This window comes from Salarchaeum sp. III (assembly GCF_036418315.1).
Classification (GTDB): Archaea; Halobacteriota; Halobacteria; order Halobacteriales; family Halobacteriaceae; genus Salarchaeum.
This window is the reverse complement of the sequence record NZ_JAZHPG010000023.1, coordinates 131,256-148,730: the sequence shown is the minus strand read 5'-3', so window position 1 is coordinate 148,730 and position 17,475 is coordinate 131,256. Positions and strand designations below refer to the sequence as shown.

General features: G+C 66.5%; 15 protein-coding genes. 5 read left to right on the top strand and 10 right to left on the bottom strand.

All coding sequences use genetic code 11. From position 1 onward, the window contains the following. Positions 1 to 16: 16 nt before the first annotated feature. Positions 17 to 1,507, bottom strand: coding sequence for an aldehyde dehydrogenase (locus U3A55_RS07100; protein ID WP_330990787.1), 1,491 nt, complete (start codon positions 1,505 to 1,507; stop codon positions 17 to 19). A gap of 207 nt (positions 1,508 to 1,714) precedes the next feature. On the opposite strand from U3A55_RS07100, the gene U3A55_RS07095 reads away from it, so the two are divergent. Then, on the top strand, positions 1,715 to 2,764 hold the full coding sequence (locus U3A55_RS07095) for a TAXI family TRAP transporter solute-binding subunit (RefSeq protein WP_330990786.1): 1,050 nt from the start codon (positions 1,715 to 1,717) through the stop codon (positions 2,762 to 2,764). Positions 2,765 to 2,814: 50 nt separating this feature from the next. On the opposite strand, the gene U3A55_RS07090 is transcribed toward U3A55_RS07095, so the two are convergent. From U3A55_RS07090 to U3A55_RS07070, 5 genes are all read right to left on the bottom strand, one after another. Next, complete coding sequence (locus tag U3A55_RS07090) at positions 2,815 to 3,588, bottom strand: enoyl-CoA hydratase/isomerase family protein (protein ID WP_330990785.1); 774 nt, start codon at positions 3,586 to 3,588, stop codon at positions 2,815 to 2,817. A 36-nt stretch (positions 3,589 to 3,624) separates the two neighbouring features. Then, positions 3,625 to 4,161, bottom strand: a complete 537-nt coding sequence (locus U3A55_RS07085) for a carboxymuconolactone decarboxylase family protein (protein ID WP_330990784.1) — start codon at positions 4,159 to 4,161, stop codon at positions 3,625 to 3,627. Between the two features lie 44 nt (positions 4,162 to 4,205). Continuing rightward, on the bottom strand, positions 4,206 to 5,477 hold the full coding sequence (locus U3A55_RS07080; RefSeq protein ID WP_330990783.1) for an acyl-CoA dehydrogenase family protein: 1,272 nt from the start codon (positions 5,475 to 5,477) through the stop codon (positions 4,206 to 4,208). Between the two features lie 72 nt (positions 5,478 to 5,549). After that, entirely contained in the window at positions 5,550 to 6,650 is a 1,101-nt protein-coding gene (locus U3A55_RS07075; protein ID WP_330990782.1) for an Ldh family oxidoreductase, read from the bottom strand. Between the two features lie 42 nt (positions 6,651 to 6,692). Further along, positions 6,693 to 8,309: a thiamine pyrophosphate-binding protein gene (locus tag U3A55_RS07070; RefSeq protein WP_330990781.1), complete on the bottom strand. Its 1,617-nt coding sequence runs from the start codon at positions 8,307 to 8,309 to the stop codon at positions 6,693 to 6,695. Between the two features lie 99 nt (positions 8,310 to 8,408). Between U3A55_RS07070 and U3A55_RS07065 the strand changes: the two genes are divergently transcribed. Then, positions 8,409 to 9,032 (top strand): RraA family protein, encoded by a 624-nt coding sequence (locus tag U3A55_RS07065; protein ID WP_330990780.1) that lies wholly within the window; start codon positions 8,409 to 8,411, stop codon positions 9,030 to 9,032. A 39-nt stretch (positions 9,033 to 9,071) separates the two neighbouring features. Here U3A55_RS07065 and U3A55_RS07060 read toward each other — a convergent pair whose 3' ends face one another. From U3A55_RS07060 to U3A55_RS07045, 4 genes are read right to left on the bottom strand one after another with little or no spacing between them, the layout of a single operon-like run. Beyond that, positions 9,072 to 10,523 (bottom strand): acetyl-CoA hydrolase/transferase C-terminal domain-containing protein, encoded by a 1,452-nt coding sequence (locus U3A55_RS07060; RefSeq protein WP_330990779.1) that lies wholly within the window; start codon positions 10,521 to 10,523, stop codon positions 9,072 to 9,074. Next, positions 10,516 to 11,064 (bottom strand): MaoC family dehydratase, encoded by a 549-nt coding sequence (locus U3A55_RS07055; protein ID WP_330990778.1) that lies wholly within the window; start codon positions 11,062 to 11,064, stop codon positions 10,516 to 10,518. The genes U3A55_RS07060 and U3A55_RS07055 overlap by 8 nt, the downstream gene beginning before the upstream one ends. Then, positions 11,064 to 12,263, bottom strand: a complete 1,200-nt coding sequence (locus tag U3A55_RS07050; RefSeq protein WP_442978285.1) for an acyl-CoA dehydrogenase family protein — start codon at positions 12,261 to 12,263, stop codon at positions 11,064 to 11,066. The genes U3A55_RS07055 and U3A55_RS07050 overlap by 1 nt, the downstream gene beginning before the upstream one ends. Before the next feature lie 36 nt (positions 12,264 to 12,299). Beyond that, entirely contained in the window at positions 12,300 to 13,640 is a 1,341-nt protein-coding gene (locus U3A55_RS07045) for an MmgE/PrpD family protein (protein ID WP_330990776.1), read from the bottom strand. A gap of 95 nt (positions 13,641 to 13,735) precedes the next feature. Between U3A55_RS07045 and U3A55_RS07040 the strand changes: the two genes are divergently transcribed. From U3A55_RS07040 to U3A55_RS07030, 3 genes are all read left to right on the top strand, one after another. Further along, positions 13,736 to 14,509 (top strand): IclR family transcriptional regulator, encoded by a 774-nt coding sequence (locus U3A55_RS07040; protein WP_330990775.1) that lies wholly within the window; start codon positions 13,736 to 13,738, stop codon positions 14,507 to 14,509. A gap of 71 nt (positions 14,510 to 14,580) precedes the next feature. Next, a complete protein-coding gene (rdfA, locus tag U3A55_RS07035) occupies positions 14,581 to 15,186 on the top strand; it encodes a rod-determining factor RdfA (protein WP_330990774.1) in 606 nt (201 codons plus the stop codon). Between the two features lie 77 nt (positions 15,187 to 15,263). Further along, on the top strand, positions 15,264 to 17,198 hold the full coding sequence (locus U3A55_RS07030) for an archaea-specific SMC-related protein (RefSeq protein ID WP_330990773.1): 1,935 nt from the start codon (positions 15,264 to 15,266) through the stop codon (positions 17,196 to 17,198). Positions 17,199 to 17,475 lie beyond the last annotated feature (277 nt).

Below are 17,475 nucleotides of genomic sequence, written 5' to 3'. Positions count from 1 at the left end.
GGAAGCGGAGTCAGGGCTATCCGAGCGTGAACGGGTCCTCGACTTCGCCCGCGAGGTCGACCCAGACGCTCTTCGTCTGCATGTACTCTTCGAGCCCTTCGCGTCCGTTCTCGCGGCCGAGACCGCTGTCCTTGTACCCGCCGAACGGTGAGTTGTAGGTGAGGGTGCGGTACTCGTTAATCCAGATGGTTCCCGCTTCGAGAGCGTCGGCGACTCGGTGGGCTTTCCGGAAGTCCTCGGTCCAGATGCCCGCGGCGAGGCCGAAGTCGGTGTCGTTCGCGCGCTCGACGAGAGCGTCCTCGTCGCTGAACGTGAGGATGCTGGCGACCGGGCCGAATATCTCATCCTGGGCGACGGTCATGTCGTTCTCCACGTCGGTGAGGATGGTCGGTTCGAGGAAGCATTCGCCGGGGAGGTCGTCGGGCTGGTGGCCGCCGAACCGGAGGGTTGCGCCCTCTTCGAGCGCGGTCTGAATGTACTCGCGGTCGGTCTCCCACTGTCCGCGGAAGGCGACCGGCCCCATCTCGGTCTCGGGGTCGCGGGGGTCGCCGAGGTCGATGTCGCGGGCGCGTTCGGTGAGCCGGTCGACGAACTCGTCGGCGATGTCCTCGTGGAGGAACACGCGCGAGCCCGCGAGACAGGTCTGACCGGTCGCGGCGAAGATACCCTTGATGACGCCGTTGATGGCGTTGTCGAGGTTCGCGTCGTCGAAGACGATGTTCGGGCTTTTCCCGCCGAGTTCCAGCGAGGCGGGGATGAGGTTCTCGCCCGCCGACTTCCCGATGTGGCGGCCGACACTGGTGCTCCCGGTGAAGGAGGCCTTGTCGACGCCGTCGTGGTTGATGAGCGCATCGCCGACGGTGCTGCCGCTGCCGGTGACGACGTTGTAGACGCCGGCGGGGAGGCCGGCTTCCTCGTGGAGAAGTTCGGCGAGGCGGAGCGCGCTCACGGGCGTTTGCGTGCTGGGTTTGTGGACGAACGTGCAGCCGGCGGCGAGCGCGGGCGCGAGTTTGAACGTCGTGAGGAGGAGCGGGGAGTTCCAGGGGGTGATGGCGCCGACGACGCCGTAGGGTTCCTCGACGACGTAGTTGAACATCTCGCCGTCCTTGCTCTCGACGGGGATAGTGTCGCCCTCGCGGGTCTCGCACTGGCTGGCGTAGTACCGGAACCAGTCGCCGAGCGAGTTCATCTGTCCGCGCATCTCGCGGATGAGTTTCCCGTTCTGCCGTGTTTCGAGTTCGGCGAGTTCGTCGGCGTGCTCGTCGATGGTGGCGGCGACGTCGCGGAGGAGGCTGGCGCGTTCGCTCGGGTGGATGCCGCCCCAGTCGTCGCGTTCGAAGGCGTTTCGCGCGGCTGTGACGGCGCGGTCGACGTCGCCGGCGGTGCCGAAGGGGACGGTCGCCCATGGTTCGCCGTCGTACGGGAACTCGACCTTGGCGCGGTCGTCGCTCTCAGAGGGGACGAACTCACCGTCGATGAACTGGTCGTGGCTCTCGATGTCGGCCATACTGGTATGGGAGAGCAGGCCACAATAACTCTTTCTGCGACGGAAGGCGACGGCGACGCCACGATTTGCGCGACGAACGGACGCGTGCGAACCGTTGATTTCTAGATATAAGGGCGTATATACAACACATATTCCTAAATTTCTACTTTTGGTACTCGTAACCAAGGGAAAGGTATTACCAAGCACGGCGAGCTCTGACGAACGTCTATGGTAGAGCGATCCATCGACCGACGGGAGTTCTTGTACGGCTCAGCAGCTGTGGGTGCGCTCGGATTGGCCGGGTGTACGAGCGGCGGCGACAGCGACGGCGGCAGCGACATGACGCTTCGCGTCGGCACGTCCGCCGGCGGCACGAAGGAAATCGGTCTCGCAGTCGAGCAGGTCGCGACGAACAACAGCGACAGTCTCGACTACGCGACGATCGAGAGCCCCGGTTTCATCGGCACTATCCGCCGGATGGACCAGGGCCAGTTCAACGCCGGTATCACGGACAACAACTCGCTCGTGAAGGCCGCCGACGGCCGCGGGTCGTTCGCGGAGCAGGGCGTGGACAGCATCCCCTGGTTCGGGTTCTACGGGTTCCCGTACAACATTTACCTCATCGCGCGTGACGGGACGGACATCGAGACGTTCGACGACCTCGCCGGAAAGAACGTCTACCCGGCCGAACCCGGCTACTCCACGCGCGCAACATCCATCGACGTGTGGTCGCAGGAGCCGACAGCGGATATCTACGAGCAGATGAACATCATTGACCTCAGCGTCGAGGACGCCCCCGGTGCGATGGAGGAGGGCAGCATCGACGCGTGTATCGCGTACGGCGCACCCGGCGCGGGCTACACCGGTTGGGTCACGCAGATCGCCTCCCGCGTCGACGTCCACTACGTCGAGCCCACGGATGCACTCCGCGAGTCGGGAGAGGCGTACAGCGGCGCGGGTACGTCCACCATCGAGTACAGCAACATGCCGCTCGGGAACCAGGACATCGGGACGGACACCCTGTTCACCTGGGACATCCAGTGTAACTTCATGTTCAACCCGACCGCGAGCGACGACGCCGTCTACGAGCTCTGCCGGGTTGTGGACGAACACAACAGCGCCGTGAACGAGACTGCGCCCCAGTTCGTCGACTTCGAGTCGACGAGCGACATGCACGCCTCCGCCGTCGACGCGTTCGAAATCCACCCGGGTGCGGCGCAGTACTACAAGGACAACGACGCGTGGAGCGACGGCCTCACCGAGGCGTCCCGCGAGTAACCGTCCATACGCCTCCGACGCTCTTTTCTTGCAACCGCGCACCGGACAGCTCAGCGGCCGGTGAACTCCGCGTCGCGGTTTTCGCGGAACGCGTCGATCCCTTCCTCCGCGTCCTCGGTCCCGAAGACGAACGCGCCCGCGAGCCGTTCGAGGTCGAGGCCAGCGTCCTGATTGAGCCCGCGATTCATGGCCTCCTTCGCGAGGCGCTGTGCGACCGGCGCCTGACTCGTGAGTCGGTCGGCCATCGCGTCGACTGCGTCCTCGAACTCGTCGCTCCCGTAGATGTGGTTCACGAGCCCGATGTCGTCGGCCTCCGCGGGTTCGACGACGCGGCCGGTGAGGACGAGTTCCTTCGCCATCCCGGCACCGACGGCCTGCGCGAGGCGCTGGGTGCCGCCGCCCGCGGGGATGACGCCGAGCGTGACCTCGGGAAGCCCGAACAGCGCGTCCTCGGACGCGAGGCGGATGTCGCACGCGAGCGCGATTTCGGTGCCGCCACCGAGTGCGGGACCGTCGACCGCCGCGACCGTCGGTTTCGAGAGGTCCGCGACGTAGTTGTAGAGGCCCTGCGCGTACTCTGTGACGTACTCTATGGCGTCTATGTGGTCGAACTCCGCGAACGAATCGAGGTCGCCGCCCGCGATGAACGCGCCGCCCCCGGCGCCGCGGAGCACGACGGCGCGGGAGTCGTCGTGCGAGACCTCCTCGAACGCGCTCCGGAGCGCCTTCCGAGTGGGCACGTCCATCGCGTTGTTCTTCTCCGGGCGGTTGACGGTGATGGTGGCGACGCTGTTCTCCCGTTCGACGAGTACGCGGTCTGCCATACCGGGAGGGTTGGGCGAGGGGGCCTATAATCCTTCTCAGGTTCGGGGCGTCCAGCCGACGAACGACTCCTCGATGGGTACGTCGAGTGCGCTGATGAATCGCTGGGTCGCGAGGTAGTGCGTCGCGAGCAGCGTCACGCCGACCAGCGTGGCGTCGTCGAGGAACTCCGCCGCGGCCGCGAACACGGCGTCGTCCACGGCGTCGTCGGCGACGGCTTGCGCGTACGTCGTGAGCGCGTCGACCCGCGACGAGAGGGCGTCCGTGGTGCCGTCGGCGAGCGCGCGTATCTCCCCGGACGGCACGCCTTCGCTGCGCGCGATGGGGTAGTGTTGGTGCCACTCGTACTCGGCGTCGAGTTCCCGCGCGACCGCGAGGATGACGCGTTCTACGTCCGCGCCGTTCAAACCGCAGTCACGCCAGAGCGCGGAACCGTACCGCATGTACGCCTGGAGCGCGTCGGGATTGTTCGCCATCACGCAGAGGAGGTTAATCTCGCCCATCGCGTCGTCGGAGAGCAAGTACTGGTAGTCGTCCGGCAGGTCAGCCTGCGCGAGACTCGAAAGTCTCGACATCTACACTAACGACGCCAAGCGGTGATATGAATCCCCCGGATACCTCAGTCGAGCGGGAGGGGGTCGACGTCCTCGTAGCCGCTGAGGAGGTTACGGGCGATGGTCTTGAGGTGTATTTCTGTCGGGCCTTCGCCGATGCGGCGGACGCGCGCCTCCCGCAGCCAGCGTTCGAGCGGGAGGTCGGCGTCGACGCCCATCCCGCCGTGTATCTGGACCATGCGGTCGAGCACCTCCCAGAGGGTTTCGGTGGCGCGGTACTTCGCCATTGAGGACTCGTGGCGGATGTCGTCGCCGTCGTCGTACGCGTCGGCGGCGTGGTAGACGGCGTACTTCGCGGACTGGAAGTCGACCGCGGACTTCGCGATCTTCCACTGGACGGCCTGCTTGCTGGCGAGCGGGTCGCCGCCGACGACGCGGTCGTTCGCCCAGTCGACACCCATCTCGACGGACTCCTGGATGGGGCCGAGGCAGTTCGCGGCGTACAGGACGCGGGACTCGCCGAGGCACTCCTTGGCGATGCTGAGTCCCCCGCCGACCTCACCAAGGACGTTCTCCGCGGGGACGCGAACGTCCGAGACCGTGACCTCGAACGGGTACTCGGGGCGGATGACGGGAATCGACCGCATCGAGATTCCGGGGTCGTCCGCCGGCACGAGGAAGGTCGTGATACCGTGGTCGTTGATGTTGTCGGTCTTCGGTTCCGTGCGGGCGAACAGGATGAGGAAGTCGGCGTCGCCCGCCCACGAGATGTAGTGTTTCGTGCCGTTGATGATCCACTCGTCGCCGTCCTTCTCGGCGCGCGTCTCCATCCCGCGCGGGTCGGAGCCGGCGGCGGGTTCGGTGAGCGCGAAACAGCTCTGCGCGTCGCCGTCGATGCACGGCTGGAAGAACCGGTCTATCTGGTCCTGGTTCGCGCTGTCGAGGTACGCCGTGGGTTCGCCGACGGTCAGTCCGGGGCCGAGTTCGATGACGCCGAGACCGGGCTGGTAGAGCCCCATCTCGTGCTTCGACAGTTCCTCCAGGACGACGCAGCGCTCGACGAGGCTCAGGCCGCCGCCGCCGTACTCCTCGGGAACGCCCATCGCCCAGAACCCCGCGTCCTTCGCGCGTTCGCGGAGGCGCTCGCGGTCCTCGCTCGGAATCTTGATCGGGTGCGGGCGGACGTTGTCCGTGAGTTCGGGATTGTCGGGGTCGAGGTCGTGGTACCGCTCGATTTTGTCGTCGACGCTGTTGAGTATCGGCCGGAACTCGTCGTCGACGAACCGCCGAATCTCGCGGCGAAGCATCTGCGTCTGGTCGGAGAAGTCTAGTTCCATCGTGGTAGCGCGTTCGGAAACCCGCGGCGTAAGTGTTGGGGTGGGGGGAGGGGGCGTCGCTTGCAGGGACTCTCAGCTGTCGAGCGCGGGCGGAACGGCGTCCGCGGCGTTCAGTTCAGCGGCGAGTTCGCGGAGTAATGCGGCGTCCACGTCGACGATGGAAACACCGTTCTCTCGGGTGTCGCGGAGCGTGCGGTGTTCGGCTTCACCGGGGAGGAGGCCGCGGTCGCCGCTGGCGGCGTCACCGGGACTCACGGGCGCGGAGTAGTCTGTGTCACGGAGATAGCTGGCGAAAGTTTCGACGCGTTCTTCGACGCCCTCACGGGTCGTGTGAAGCGTTGGGTCGATGACGACGAAGACGGCTCGGTTCCCCCACGTGTCGCCGTCCCCACCTGAAATCGCGCCGTCGCTGAGGATGGACGCGAACAGTTCCATCATCACAGACAGCCCGAACCCCTTGTGGCCGGTGGTGAACCCGCCGAGCGGGAGGATTGCGCCGCCGTCACCGTCGACGAACGCACCGGCGTCCCGGAGCGACGTGCCGTCGTCGTCGACGAGCCAGTTCGAAGGAACGGTGTCGTCGCTCGCCGCGTACTCGCGGACCTTCCCGTGCGCGACCTGGCTGGTGGCGATGTCGAGCACGAGCGGGAACGAGAGGGCGTCGTAGGTCGGGACGCCGAACGCGATGGGGTTGGTGGAGAGCCGGGGTTGCGCGCTCCCCGCGGGTGCGACGTACTGGCTGCCGGGATTGCAGACGAATGCCGCGAACAGCATCTCGTGGGCGACGGCGCGCTCGACCCACTCGCCGATGCGGCCGATGTGAGAGACGCCGTCGATACCGACGACACCGACGCCGTGTTCGGCGGCTTTCTCGACGGCGAGGTCGGTCGCGTGGCGGCCGGCGAGCTGGCCGAACCCGAGGTTCCCCTGAACGAGCCCGGAGAACGCCCCCGTTTCTTGGCGGTCGGGCGTGGCACCCGGTCGAATTTTGTCGTCCTGAATCTCCGGGTAGTACTTCGCGGGGAGTGCGCGAACACCGTGCGAGTGGTGGCCGCGTGCGTCCGCCGCGACCAGCGAGGTCGCCATGTCGGTTGCCGCGTCCGGGTCGGCGCCGAGCTCACGGATGAGGGTGGAGACGAAGTCGACGAGTGCGTCCCGTTCGATGCGTGGCATGCGGTACCCTGTCGCGGTTGTGCAGTTAAATCCGTCGAGTACTCAGTACGGCGGGAACCCGGGGCGGGAGACGGCGGGGTTCGTGCGCGCGTCGACGACCATCGGCCCGTCAGGGGCGTCGAGGTACTCGGCGACCGCGTCGAGGTCGTCGAGGTCACGGACTGTCACGGCTTCGGCGCCGAACCCGCGCGCGATAGCGGCGAAGTCCGGGCTCTCGTACTCCGCGGCGGTCGCTCGGTCGAAGTCGAGGTTCTGGCGGTGCCGGATGATGCCGTAGCTCTCGTCGTTGTAGACGACGACGAGCACGGGAAGGTTGAACCGGACCGCCGTCTCGATGTCCTGAATCACCTGCAGGAACGCGCCGTCACCGATGTAACACACCGAGGGCGTGGTGTCGTCGGCGACGCTCGCGCCGAGCGCGGCGGGGAGCGCGTACCCCATCGTGCCGAAGTTTCCGTTCGCGAGCATGCGGCCGCCGCGGTTGAGGTCGTGGTAGACCGGCGGAAACCCGGTGTTGTTTCCGGAGTCGACGGTGACGACCTCGTCACCGGGGAGGTGGTCGGCGAGTTCGACGGTGAGTTCGGCCGGGTCGACGGTGTCCTCCGTCGCATGGAACGGCCCCGCCTGCGGGTCGTCCGCGGACGCGATGGCGTCCCGAACGTCCGCAGCGCGCTCGCGGTTCGCCGGGAGGCGCTCGCGGAGTTCGACCGCGGTCGACTCCGCGTCCCCGACGACCTTCACCGCGGGGTCGGCGTGCGTGGCGATGGCGCCGTGGTCGATATCCACCTGGATGACGTCGGCGTCGTCGTAGAGCGCGCCGTACCGCGTCGTCTTCCCCGAGAGCTGCGCGCCGAGTGCGAGCACCACGTCGGCGGCTTCGGCCGCTTCGCCGGCGGCGGGCGTCATGAACGTCCCGCCGATGCCCGCGAGGAACGGGTGGTCGTGGCCGAGCATGCCCTTCGCGTAGAACGTCGTGACGATTGGGGCGCCGACGTGCTCCGCGAGGTCGGCGACGGCGTCACCGAACGGGCCGGCACCGCCACCGGCGAGGACGAGCGGCGCCTCGGCGTCGGCGAGCAGGGAGACGGCTTCGTCCAGCCGGGCGGGGTCGGGGCGGACCTGCTGGGGCGGCCGGTCGATGGGATGGTAGTCCTCGGCGGGCGCGTCGGCCTCCTGAACGCTCCCGGGGAGTTCGACGACGACGGGGCCGCGTTCGGTGCGTGCCGTATCGAACGCCTTCGCGAGCGTCCCGGGGAGTTCCGCGGGCGATGCGGCGCGGGTGCCGTAGACGGTGATCTTGTCCGTGAACGCGAGGTGGTCGAGGTACTGGAGCGAGTTCTCGTGGCCGGGACCGTCCACGTCGCCGACGAGCACGACGAGCGGGACGTTATCGCTCTCCGCGATAGCGAGCCCGGTCGCACCGTTCGTGACGCCGGGACCGTGCGTGAGCGTGCAGACGCCGACGTCCCCGGTGGTGCGCGCGTAGCCGTCCGCCATCGAGACGGCGACCTGTTCGTGGCGAGCGTACCGGAATGGGATGTCGTGGTCGCTGGTTCGGTCGAGGAAGTGCGCGTTCCCCTCGCCGATAAGTCCGAACAGTTTCTCGACGCCTTCACTCGCGAGTGCATCTAGAACGTAGTCGCTTCCCGTGTGGGCCATACACAACACCCATCCCCGGCCCGCTTAGTCCTTTCTCTACCCGGGCCTGGCGGCGGCCGCCCGCTAAAGATTCAAGGTGCCCCGCGGTGAGGGGGAGGTATGGACGATGTTACGTCCCGTTACCGGAAGTTCGACACGAGCCTCGTCTCCGACGCGCTCGACCAGCACGGCGTCGAGGGGGTCGTCACCGACATCACGCCCGTCTCGCCGACACACACGGCGGTCGGGCGCGCAACGACCGTCCGGTTCGAGCGCGTGGAGACGGACGACGCGACGAACTTCCCGAACGCGATGTTCGACGCGATGGAATCCGACCGCGTGCTCGTGTTGGGCAGCCCCGATGACCTCTCCTGCTGGGGTGGGATGGCGTCGCGGCTCGGACACGGGGCGGGCGTCGTGGGCGTCGTGACGAACGGCCGCGTCCGGGACGCGGACGACATCCGCGCGGGCGACTTCCCCGTGTTCAGTTCGGGAACGACGCCGCTGACGGGCCAGCGACGGATGCGGGTCGCGGCGACAAACGACCCCATTACTCTCGACGGACAGGCGGTCGAACGCGACGACATCGTGGTGGCGGACGCGACCGGTATCGTCGTCGTGCCGAGCGACCACGCGAAAGCGGTCGCGGAGACCGCGGAGTCGCTGCTCTCGGAGGAACTGCTCATCGGGGAGAAGATTTCGAACGGCGCGACGCACGACGACCTCCGCGACCACGAGTTCTGAACGCCGCGCGAGAAAGTGGCGGGCGCCTCCCGGTTGTTTTCAGCGGTCGATGTGCCAGTCGAGCGCGGTTTCGAGGTGGTGGGGGATGTGGCCGCCGCAGTCGAGGCCGCGGTCGAGGTACTCGCGGAGGCCGTCCCGGAAGTCGGGGTGCGCGCAGTTCTCCACGAGCGATTCCGCGGTCTCGCGCGGCGAGTTCCCGCGGAGGTCGGTGACGCCCTGTTCGGTGACGACCACGTCGATGTCGTGTTCAGTGTGGTCCGTGTGCGGAACCATCGGGACGACGCGGGAGATGTCGCCGCCCGCGGCCGTGGAGGGAAGTGCGAGCACGGCGATGGCAGCGTTCCGGTTGAAGTCCGCGCTCCCGCCGACGCCGTTCATGGCGTAGTTACCGTTAACGTGCGTGGAGTTCACGTGCCCGAACAGGTCGACTTCGAGCGCGCTGTTCACGCCGACGACGCCGAACCGGTCGATGAGCGCGGGGTTGTTCGACACGTCCGCGGGGCGGAGAACGATGTCCTCGGCGTACCGCTCGGCGTGCTCGTAGAGGCGGTCCTGGCCGTCGCGGGAGAGCGCGAGCGAGGTCGCGCTCGCTGAGTCGAGTTCGCCGTCGTCGAGCAGGTCGAGCAGGCCGTCCTGAATGACTTCGCCGAAGTAGACGAGGTCGCGGTCGCCGAAGTCCGCGTCGCCGAGCGCGCCCATAAGGGCGTTCCCGAGGCTGCCGACGCCGAACTGGATGCGGAGAGAGTCCTCGAACAGCGGGGAGTCCGCGACTTCGGTTTCAAGGAACGCGCCGAGGTTGTCGGCGATACCCTCGTCGTCGTCGGTGGGGTTGCGGAACTCGTAGGGCTGGTCGCGGCGGTCCGTCTCCACGACTGCCGTGAGTTTCTCGGGGTCGAACGTGATGCGGTCGTCGCCGATGCGGTCGCCGGGGTCGGTGAGCGGAATCGGCTCCCGGTTCGGCGGCAGATCGACGCGGTAGATGTCGTGGAACTCCCGGACCGTCTCGGGGACGGAGTGATTGAGTTCGACGACGAGCTCGTCCGCGCCCGCGACGAACGCCGGCGTCTGGCCGATGCTGGACGTGGGGATCAGCCAGTCCGGCCCGACGGCGAGCGCTTCGACGACGGCGACGTCCGCGTCGACGAGGTGGCCGAACTCGACCTCGTCGCCGAGCGTGCTGATGTTTCGGTCGTGGAACTCGATGCGGCCGTCGTTGACGGCTTCGCGGGCGGGCGGCCGGGCCTGGTAGGGAAAGCGCCGGGCGATTGCGCCTGATTCCACGAGGGCCACGTCGATTTCCGCGCCGACGCTCCCGCCGCTCACGACCGTGAGTTCGAGGTCGCGCGCCGAGTCGGCGAGCGCGAGCGGGAGGGCTTTCGGGTAGCCGACGCTCCCGAACCCACTCACGACGAGTTCGCCGTTCGCGGGGATGGTTTTGGCAACGTCCGCGGCGTCCCGAACGGGTAGGTCGCCGACGAGTCGGTCAGTCATCACCCTCACTCGGCTGACTGCCGACGCCCTCGGGCCACCCGGGCGGCTGTTCGGGCGATACGTCCGCGTGCTCGCGCTTGAGCACCATCGGCGTGCGTTCGAGGGAGAGAACGAGGTCGCCGTCCTGGTTGTACGCGCGGAGTTCGGTGGTGACCATGCCGACGTGCTCCCGGCTTTTCGACTCCCGCTTCGAGACGACTTCGGACTCGGCGAAGATAGTGTCCCCGTGGAACACCGGACCGTGGTGGCGGATGTCGTCGTATCCGAGGTTGGCGGTGGCGTTCATCGACACGTCCACCACGCTCATCCCCACCGCCAGCGCGATGACGAACGTGCCGTTGACGAGGCGTTCGCCGAACTCGGTCTCCGACGCGTACGCCTCGTTGAAGTGCATCGGGTTCACGTTCATCGTGAGATTCGTGAACCACACGTCGTCGGTCTCCGTCACCGTTCTGCCGTACGGGTGTTTATACACGTCGCCCGTCTCGAAGTCCTCGTAGAACCGACCCTGCCAGCCGGCCTGAATGCGTGTGTCGGACATTAGTATGAGCGGGGGAGTCCGAGGACGTTCTCGCCGATGTAGTTCAACGCGAGCTGCTGGGTGATGGGGACTAATCGGGTGAGCCGTGCCTCGCGGAAGAACCGCTCCACGTCGTACTCGCGGGCGATGCCGAACCCGCCGTGGGTCTGCACGGCGGCGTCCGCGGCGTCGAACGCGGCGTCCGCGGCGAGGAACTTCGACATGTTCGCGCGCGCTCCCACGTCCTTCTGATTGCCGCTTTCGACCTCGCTGGCGGCGCTGTACACCATTCCCTTCGCGGCCTGTACGCGCGAATGCGCCTCCGCGAGCGGGTGCTGGATGGCCTGATTCGACCCGATAGCGCTGCCGAACACCTCGCGCTCGTTCGCGTACGAGACACCGGCTTCGATGGCGGCTTCCCCGAGGCCGATGCACTCGGCGGCGATAGCGAGGCGTTCCTCGTTCAGGCCGTCGAGCATCTGGTAGAACCCGTTTCCTTCCTCGCCGATGACGTTCTCGGCGGGGAGGCGGAGGTCCTCGAAGAACAGCTCGTAGGAGTGCACGAAGTTGCTCGCGGTCTTGTCTATCTGTTCGATTTCGAGCCCGCCCTGGTCGTACGCCTCCTCCAGGGGAACGAGGAACATCGTCAGTCCGCGGGTCCGCTTCTTGACCTCGGATTTCGGGGTTGTGCGGGCCATGAGGACGAGGTAGTCGCTCGCGTCGACACGGGAGATCCATATTTTCTGGCCGTTCACGACGTACTCGTCACCCTCGCGAACCGCACGGGTTTCGATGGACGTGGAGTCGGAGCCGGCGTTCGGTTCGGTAAGCCCGAACGCCTGAATCGACGTGTCGCCGGCCGCGACCCGCGGCAGGAGGTCCTTCTTCATCTCCTCGCTCCCGTACTTCACGAGCGGGACGGAGTTGTAGATGCCGCCATGCACCGCCTGCGCGGCACTGAATCCGCCGCCGGACGCCGCGATTTCCTCCATCATCACGACGACTTCCTCGGTTCCCATGCCGGCGCCCCCGTACTCCTCGGGGAGGAGCGCGCCGAACCACCCGCCGTCAGCGAGTTCGTTCGCGAACTCGTGAGGGTACTCGCCCTGCTTGTCCTGCTGGCGCCAGTAGGACTGGTCGAAGTCCCCGCAGATGTCGCGGATGGAGTCGCGGACCAGTCGTTGCTGGTCGGTCAGCTGGACCGTGTCTCTGTCTACCATTGAACGTTCACTCATGACTGTGGGACTGGCTTAAACCTATGGATGGGACGCATTGCGAACCGCATTGGCGACGTTGTCACAGTCGGCGAGGGCAGTGAAGATGTCCTCGAGGGCGTCCGCCGTCTCCTCCGGGACAGCGCGGCGCGCGCATTCGTCGAACTTCGCGCGGAGTTCGGCGTCCGTGAGGGGGTTGTCGTGGGTGCCGGGCGGGTTCTCCTGCAGGCGCTCGTAGCTGTCATCGGCCGTGTCGATGCGGACGTGCGCCTCGTGGGAGTCGTAGTGAAGGTCGTCATCAACCGCGAAGTCGACGCGCTCACGGACGCGCTGGACGGCGGGGTCGTCGATTGCGTCGTCGTCGAACGCGGTGAGGCCGACGCGGTCGCGGACGGCGGCGCTCGCGACCGTGTATTCCATCGAGAACTTCGCTTCGAGGCCGGTGTCGGGGTCTGCGTGGTGGAGGGCGTCGGCCGCACCCTGAGCGACGCGGACGTGGATGCGTTCGATGTCGCTGGGGTTGATGTTGTTTTCGTCGACGAGCGCGGCGGTGCCGGCGATGCTGGTGTGGGTGAAGTAACAGCAGGGGTAGTACTTGACGTGAATGCCGCGCTCTTCGAGCGCCCACGTGTCGGGGCCGAACGTGAACTCGTCGCGGACGGCGGGGCCGTAGAGGTCCCAGAACCCGCGGTCGCTGCTGATAGCGGTCGGATCGGCGGTGAAGCCTTCGCGGGCGAGGCGGGCGGCGGTGACGCCGGAGCGCGCGCAGAGGCCGGCGTGGAGGGGTTTCGTCATCGACCCGAAGTTGCGTTTGAGGCCGGCGGGCGTGGACGCGGCGGTGTTGAGCGCGTGCTTGGTCTCCGATACGGTGAGGTCGAGGAGAGATGCTGCGGCGGCGGTCGCGCCGAACGCGCCGAACGTGGCGGTGGCGTGCCAGCCGTCCTCGTAGTGGTCGGGACTGATTGGTGCGGCGAGCGCGCATTCGAGTTCGAAGCCGGCGGCGAACGCGGTGACGAGGTCGCGGCCGGTCGCGTCGCTGTCGGCGGCGAGCGCGAGAATCGGGGGGACGAGGGTGACGCTGGGGTGGCCGTCCATTGCCCACGCGAGGTCGTCGTAGTCGAGCGCGTGGCTGGCGGTGCCGGTGTGGAGCGCGCGCTTCGTTGCCGGTCGATCGGTGCCGAGACCGAGAATAGTGAGGGCGTCGTCGGGCGTGACGCCGTCGGTTCGGAAGGCGGTCTCGCCGGCGTCGTCGTGCGCGCCGGCCAGGGTGACGCCGACTGTGTCGAGGAACGCGCGCTGGACGGTGTCGCGGGCGTCGACCGGGATGTCGTCGTAGTCGAGGTCGGTGACGAACTCGCTGAGCGTCGTCTCGGGGGTAGGCATGGCTGGGTGTCGCGCGGCGACCGTGATAAACGTTCACCACCGAATGCTGTTCGGCCATGCGGAACGTTAAGTATCTGGGCGAGGAAGGGGCGAATATGGCTGGAAACGACGCGTCGGACGGTGTGGATTCGGTCGGCTCCGTCGAGACGCTGTTCGATATCGTAGAACACATTCATCAGGCCGGTGGCGTCACCGTCTCCGGGGCCGCGTCGGAACTCGACTACGCGAAGAGTACGGTACACAGACACCTTGCGACGCTCGAACAGCGAGGGTACGTCGTGAGCGACGGCGGCTACTACGTCGGGCTTCGGTTCCTCGAACTCGGCGAGGACGCGCGGAACCGACGCCGCGGGTACCAGCTCGCGAAGGAGAAGGTCGAGGAACTCGCCGAGGAGACGGACGAGCGCGCCCAGTTCCTCGTTGAGGAGCACGGGGAAGCGGTGTACATTCATCGCGCGCTGGGGAGCCGCGCCGTGCGGACGGACCCGGGTATCGGGAAGCGCATCCCGCTGCACTCGACGGCGTCGGGGAAGGCGATGCTGGCGGCGATGCCACCCGAGACGGTGTCCCGTATCATCGAACAGATGGGGGTGACGGAGGTGACATCTGAGACCGTGACTGACGAGGACGAACTCCGGCGTGAACTCGACGAAATTCGGGAGCGCGGGTACGCGTTCAATCGCGAGGAGAACCTCGACGGCCTGCACGCGGTCGGCGTGCCCGTTCGGAACCCCGACGGCGGCGTTATCGGCGGACTGAGCGTTTCCGGTCCGAGCCATCGGTTCACGGGCGAGCGCTTCGAGGACGAGCTTCCGACGCTCCTGTTGGGGACGGCGAACGAACTCGAACTCAACATCGCTCACTCGTAACCGTTCCGTATCACGGAACGAACGCGGTCGGGAGAGGAAGAGTAATACGGACAGGCCGGTGAGAGACGTGTATGACTGACGCGGACGACGGGAGCCGACCGTCAGGGAAGGTCGCGCGCCTCATCGACGAGTACGACCTGACCGGACTGGGCGCCGAACTGGAGGACCGATGGACGGCAACGGGCGACCGGCGGATGAGCCTGCGCGACCTCGCGGACTACTTCAACCGGGAGCTGTTGGCGTCGGTGCTCGCCGACGCGGACGCACAGCCGCTCGACGGAGAGGTCGAGAACACGTATCGCGTGCTGACCGACGACGACGTTCGTAGCGCGAGTCGGACGCGGGCGCGCCGGCGGCTCGAACGCGAGGGCGTGGATGTCGACGACCTGGAATCGTCGTTTGTCACGTATCAGGCCGTGCGCTCGTACCTGAAAGACGGACGTGGCGCGGAATACTCGCCGTCTGGGGCGTCGGTCGCGGACCGGCGCCGCACAATTCAGCAACTTCAGGGCCGGTTGCAGTCGGTAACGGAGAGCAAGCTCGACAGTCTGGCGGGCGAGGAGGTGACGCTCGGGGAGTTCCGCACCCTGGTGAACGTTCGGGTTGTGTGCGAGGACTGTGGCGCGCAGTACGAGGTCAGCGAACTCCTCGACCGCGGCGGCTGCGACTGTGAATAACACCAGTACGCTTGTTATTCTATTCGGGCGAGAGGGCGTAGTTTATTGTACATCCCGGCGAAGAACCGTTACTACAAATGAACACGAACCAGAGTCAGGAGACAGCGACCGTGGCGGTCGAGAACGTCGGGGGCATCACCGAAACCTCCGTGACGCTCCCAGCGGGCGTTACAGTCCTCGCGGGACGGAACGCGACGAACCGCACGTCCTTCCTCCACGCGATAATGGCCGCGCTCGGCAGCGACGACGCGTCGCTCAAGGGTGATGCGGACAAGGGACAGGTCGAACTCGCCATCGGCGACGAAACGTACACACGACAGTTCACCCGCCAGAACGGCCAGGTCACCACCGGCGGCGACCCGTACCTCGACGACCCGACGGTCGCCGACCTCTTCGCGTTCCTCCTCGAATCGAACGACGCACGGCAGGCGGTCGCGCGCCGCGACGACCTCCGCGACCTGATTATGCGTCCCGTCGACACCGACGAAATCGAGCGCGAAATCGAACGCCTCACCAGCGAACGGGAGCGGCTACAGGACGAACTCGACGAACTCGACTCGCTGAAGTCCGACCTCCCCGGACTCGAGGAGGAACGAAGACAGCTCACGGACGATATCGAGGAGAAACGCACGGAACTCGAACGCGTCGAGGACGAACTGGAAGCCCAGGATGCGGACGTTGAGACCCAGCGCGCGGAAAAACAGGAGCTCGAAGAGCGGCTGGCCGACCTCCGGGAGAAACGGGATACACTCGAAGAGATTCGATACGACATCGAGACCGAAAAGGAGAGCCGCGAGGAGCTGCGCGCTGAGAAACGGGAGCTAGAGGACGAACTCGACGACCTCCCCGAGTCGCCGGCCGCCGACCAGCAAGAGCTTGAGGAGACCATCGAACGCCTCCGCTCGCGGAAGCAGTCGCTCGAAGCCGACGTGGACGAACTGCAGAGTATCGTCTCGTTCAACGAGGACCAGCTCGACGCCGCGACGGACGGCGGATTCACCGCGCTGGACGACAGCGGGTCTGTGACGGACCGGCTCGTCGCCGACCGGGAGGTCGAGTGCTGGACGTGCGGGAGCACGGTCGAGACCGACCAGATCGAGGCGACGGTCGAACGCCTACGGGAGTCGATGCAGGAGAAGCTCGCGGACGTTCGAGAGATAGAGGACGAGCTTGCGGACGTGAAAGCGAAGAAGCGGGAGGGAGAGCGCGAACAGCAGCGACGAGAGTCGCTCGAACGCGAGCTGGAGGAGACCGACGACGAACTCGAACGGACGGCGGACGCCATCGAACAGTTGACCGACCGCCGGGAGGACGTGACGGCTGAAATCGAGGCGCTGGAGGACGAAGTCGAGGCCCGGGACGACGAGACGTACAGCGAGGTGCTCGACCTGCACAAGGAAGCGAACCAACTGGAGTACGATATCGGCCGGACGGAGAACGAACTCGAACGTGTCGAAGAGGAGATTGCGGACATCGAGGACCGCCTTGCCGACGAGGACGATATCGAGGAGCGACTCGCGGCGGTGCGAGAAGACTTGAAGCACGAGCGAACGAAGATCGAGCGTCTGGAACGGGACGCAGTCGACGCGTTCAACGCCCACATGGACGACGTGCTGGCGCGACTCGGGTACGAGAACCTCGACCGAATCTGGCTCGAACGCACCGAACAGAGTGTTCGGGAGGGCCGACGGAAGACGACGAAGTCGGCCTTCGACCTGCACGTGATTCGGTCCACGAGTTCCGGGGCGACGTACGAGGACACCATCGACCACTTGAGCGAGAGCGAGCGGAACGTGACCGGACTCGTGTTCGCCCTCGCTGGCTACCTTGTGCACGACGTTCACGAGACGGTGCCGTTCATGCTCCTGGATTCACTGGAGGCCATCGACTCGAACCGGATCGCAGCACTGGTCGAATACTTCGAGGAGTTCGTCCCGCATCTGGTCGTCGCCCTCCTTCCGGAGGACGCGCAGGCGCTCGACGACGAGTACCGCCGCGTCACCGACCTCTAATCGCGGTCCTCGACGCACCCACTATCTACGTAGTGAGGCTGCACGTTCGTTGGTGGGGCTCCTCGCAGACTGTTAGTAGAGCACGTCGGTGGCGACGAGTTCGAACTGACTGCGGTCACGACTGATACCCGCCATCAGGGCGAGTTGATATAGTGGTAATAGATTTATGAGGTTGTTCGAGTCTACCGGCGAGCTGCGAGGGCTCGCGAACGCGCGTGCAGGACTTGTGAGCGCGGCGGATGTTACACAGACAGATAGGACTCGGTCCGTCTGGTAC

Bases quoted from the DNA above. Each gene is read 5' to 3' on its own strand.
- U3A55_RS07100 (WP_330990787.1), bottom strand. From the start codon at position 1,507: ATGGCCGACATCGAGAGCCACGACCAGTTCATCGACGGTGAGTTCGTC.
- U3A55_RS07095 (WP_330990786.1), top strand. From the start codon at position 1,715: ATGGTAGAGCGATCCATCGACCGACGGGAGTTCTTGTACGGCTCAGCA.
- U3A55_RS07090 (WP_330990785.1), bottom strand. From the start codon at position 3,588: ATGGCAGACCGCGTACTCGTCGAACGGGAGAACAGCGTCGCCACCATC.
- U3A55_RS07085 (WP_330990784.1), bottom strand. From the start codon at position 4,161: ATGTCGAGACTTTCGAGTCTCGCGCAGGCTGACCTGCCGGACGACTAC.
- U3A55_RS07080 (WP_330990783.1), bottom strand. From the start codon at position 5,477: ATGGAACTAGACTTCTCCGACCAGACGCAGATGCTTCGCCGCGAGATT.
- U3A55_RS07075 (WP_330990782.1), bottom strand. From the start codon at position 6,650: ATGCCACGCATCGAACGGGACGCACTCGTCGACTTCGTCTCCACCCTC.
- U3A55_RS07070 (WP_330990781.1), bottom strand. From the start codon at position 8,309: ATGGCCCACACGGGAAGCGACTACGTTCTAGATGCACTCGCGAGTGAA.
- U3A55_RS07065 (WP_330990780.1), top strand. From the start codon at position 8,409: ATGGACGATGTTACGTCCCGTTACCGGAAGTTCGACACGAGCCTCGTC.
- U3A55_RS07060 (WP_330990779.1), bottom strand. From the start codon at position 10,523: ATGACTGACCGACTCGTCGGCGACCTACCCGTTCGGGACGCCGCGGAC.
- U3A55_RS07055 (WP_330990778.1), bottom strand. From the start codon at position 11,064: ATGTCCGACACACGCATTCAGGCCGGCTGGCAGGGTCGGTTCTACGAG.
- U3A55_RS07050 (WP_442978285.1), bottom strand. From the start codon at position 12,263: ATGGTAGACAGAGACACGGTCCAGCTGACCGACCAGCAACGACTGGTC.
- U3A55_RS07045 (WP_330990776.1), bottom strand. From the start codon at position 13,640: ATGCCTACCCCCGAGACGACGCTCAGCGAGTTCGTCACCGACCTCGAC.
- U3A55_RS07040 (WP_330990775.1), top strand. From the start codon at position 13,736: ATGGCTGGAAACGACGCGTCGGACGGTGTGGATTCGGTCGGCTCCGTC.
- rdfA (WP_330990774.1), top strand. From the start codon at position 14,581: ATGACTGACGCGGACGACGGGAGCCGACCGTCAGGGAAGGTCGCGCGC.
- U3A55_RS07030 (WP_330990773.1), top strand. From the start codon at position 15,264: ATGAACACGAACCAGAGTCAGGAGACAGCGACCGTGGCGGTCGAGAAC.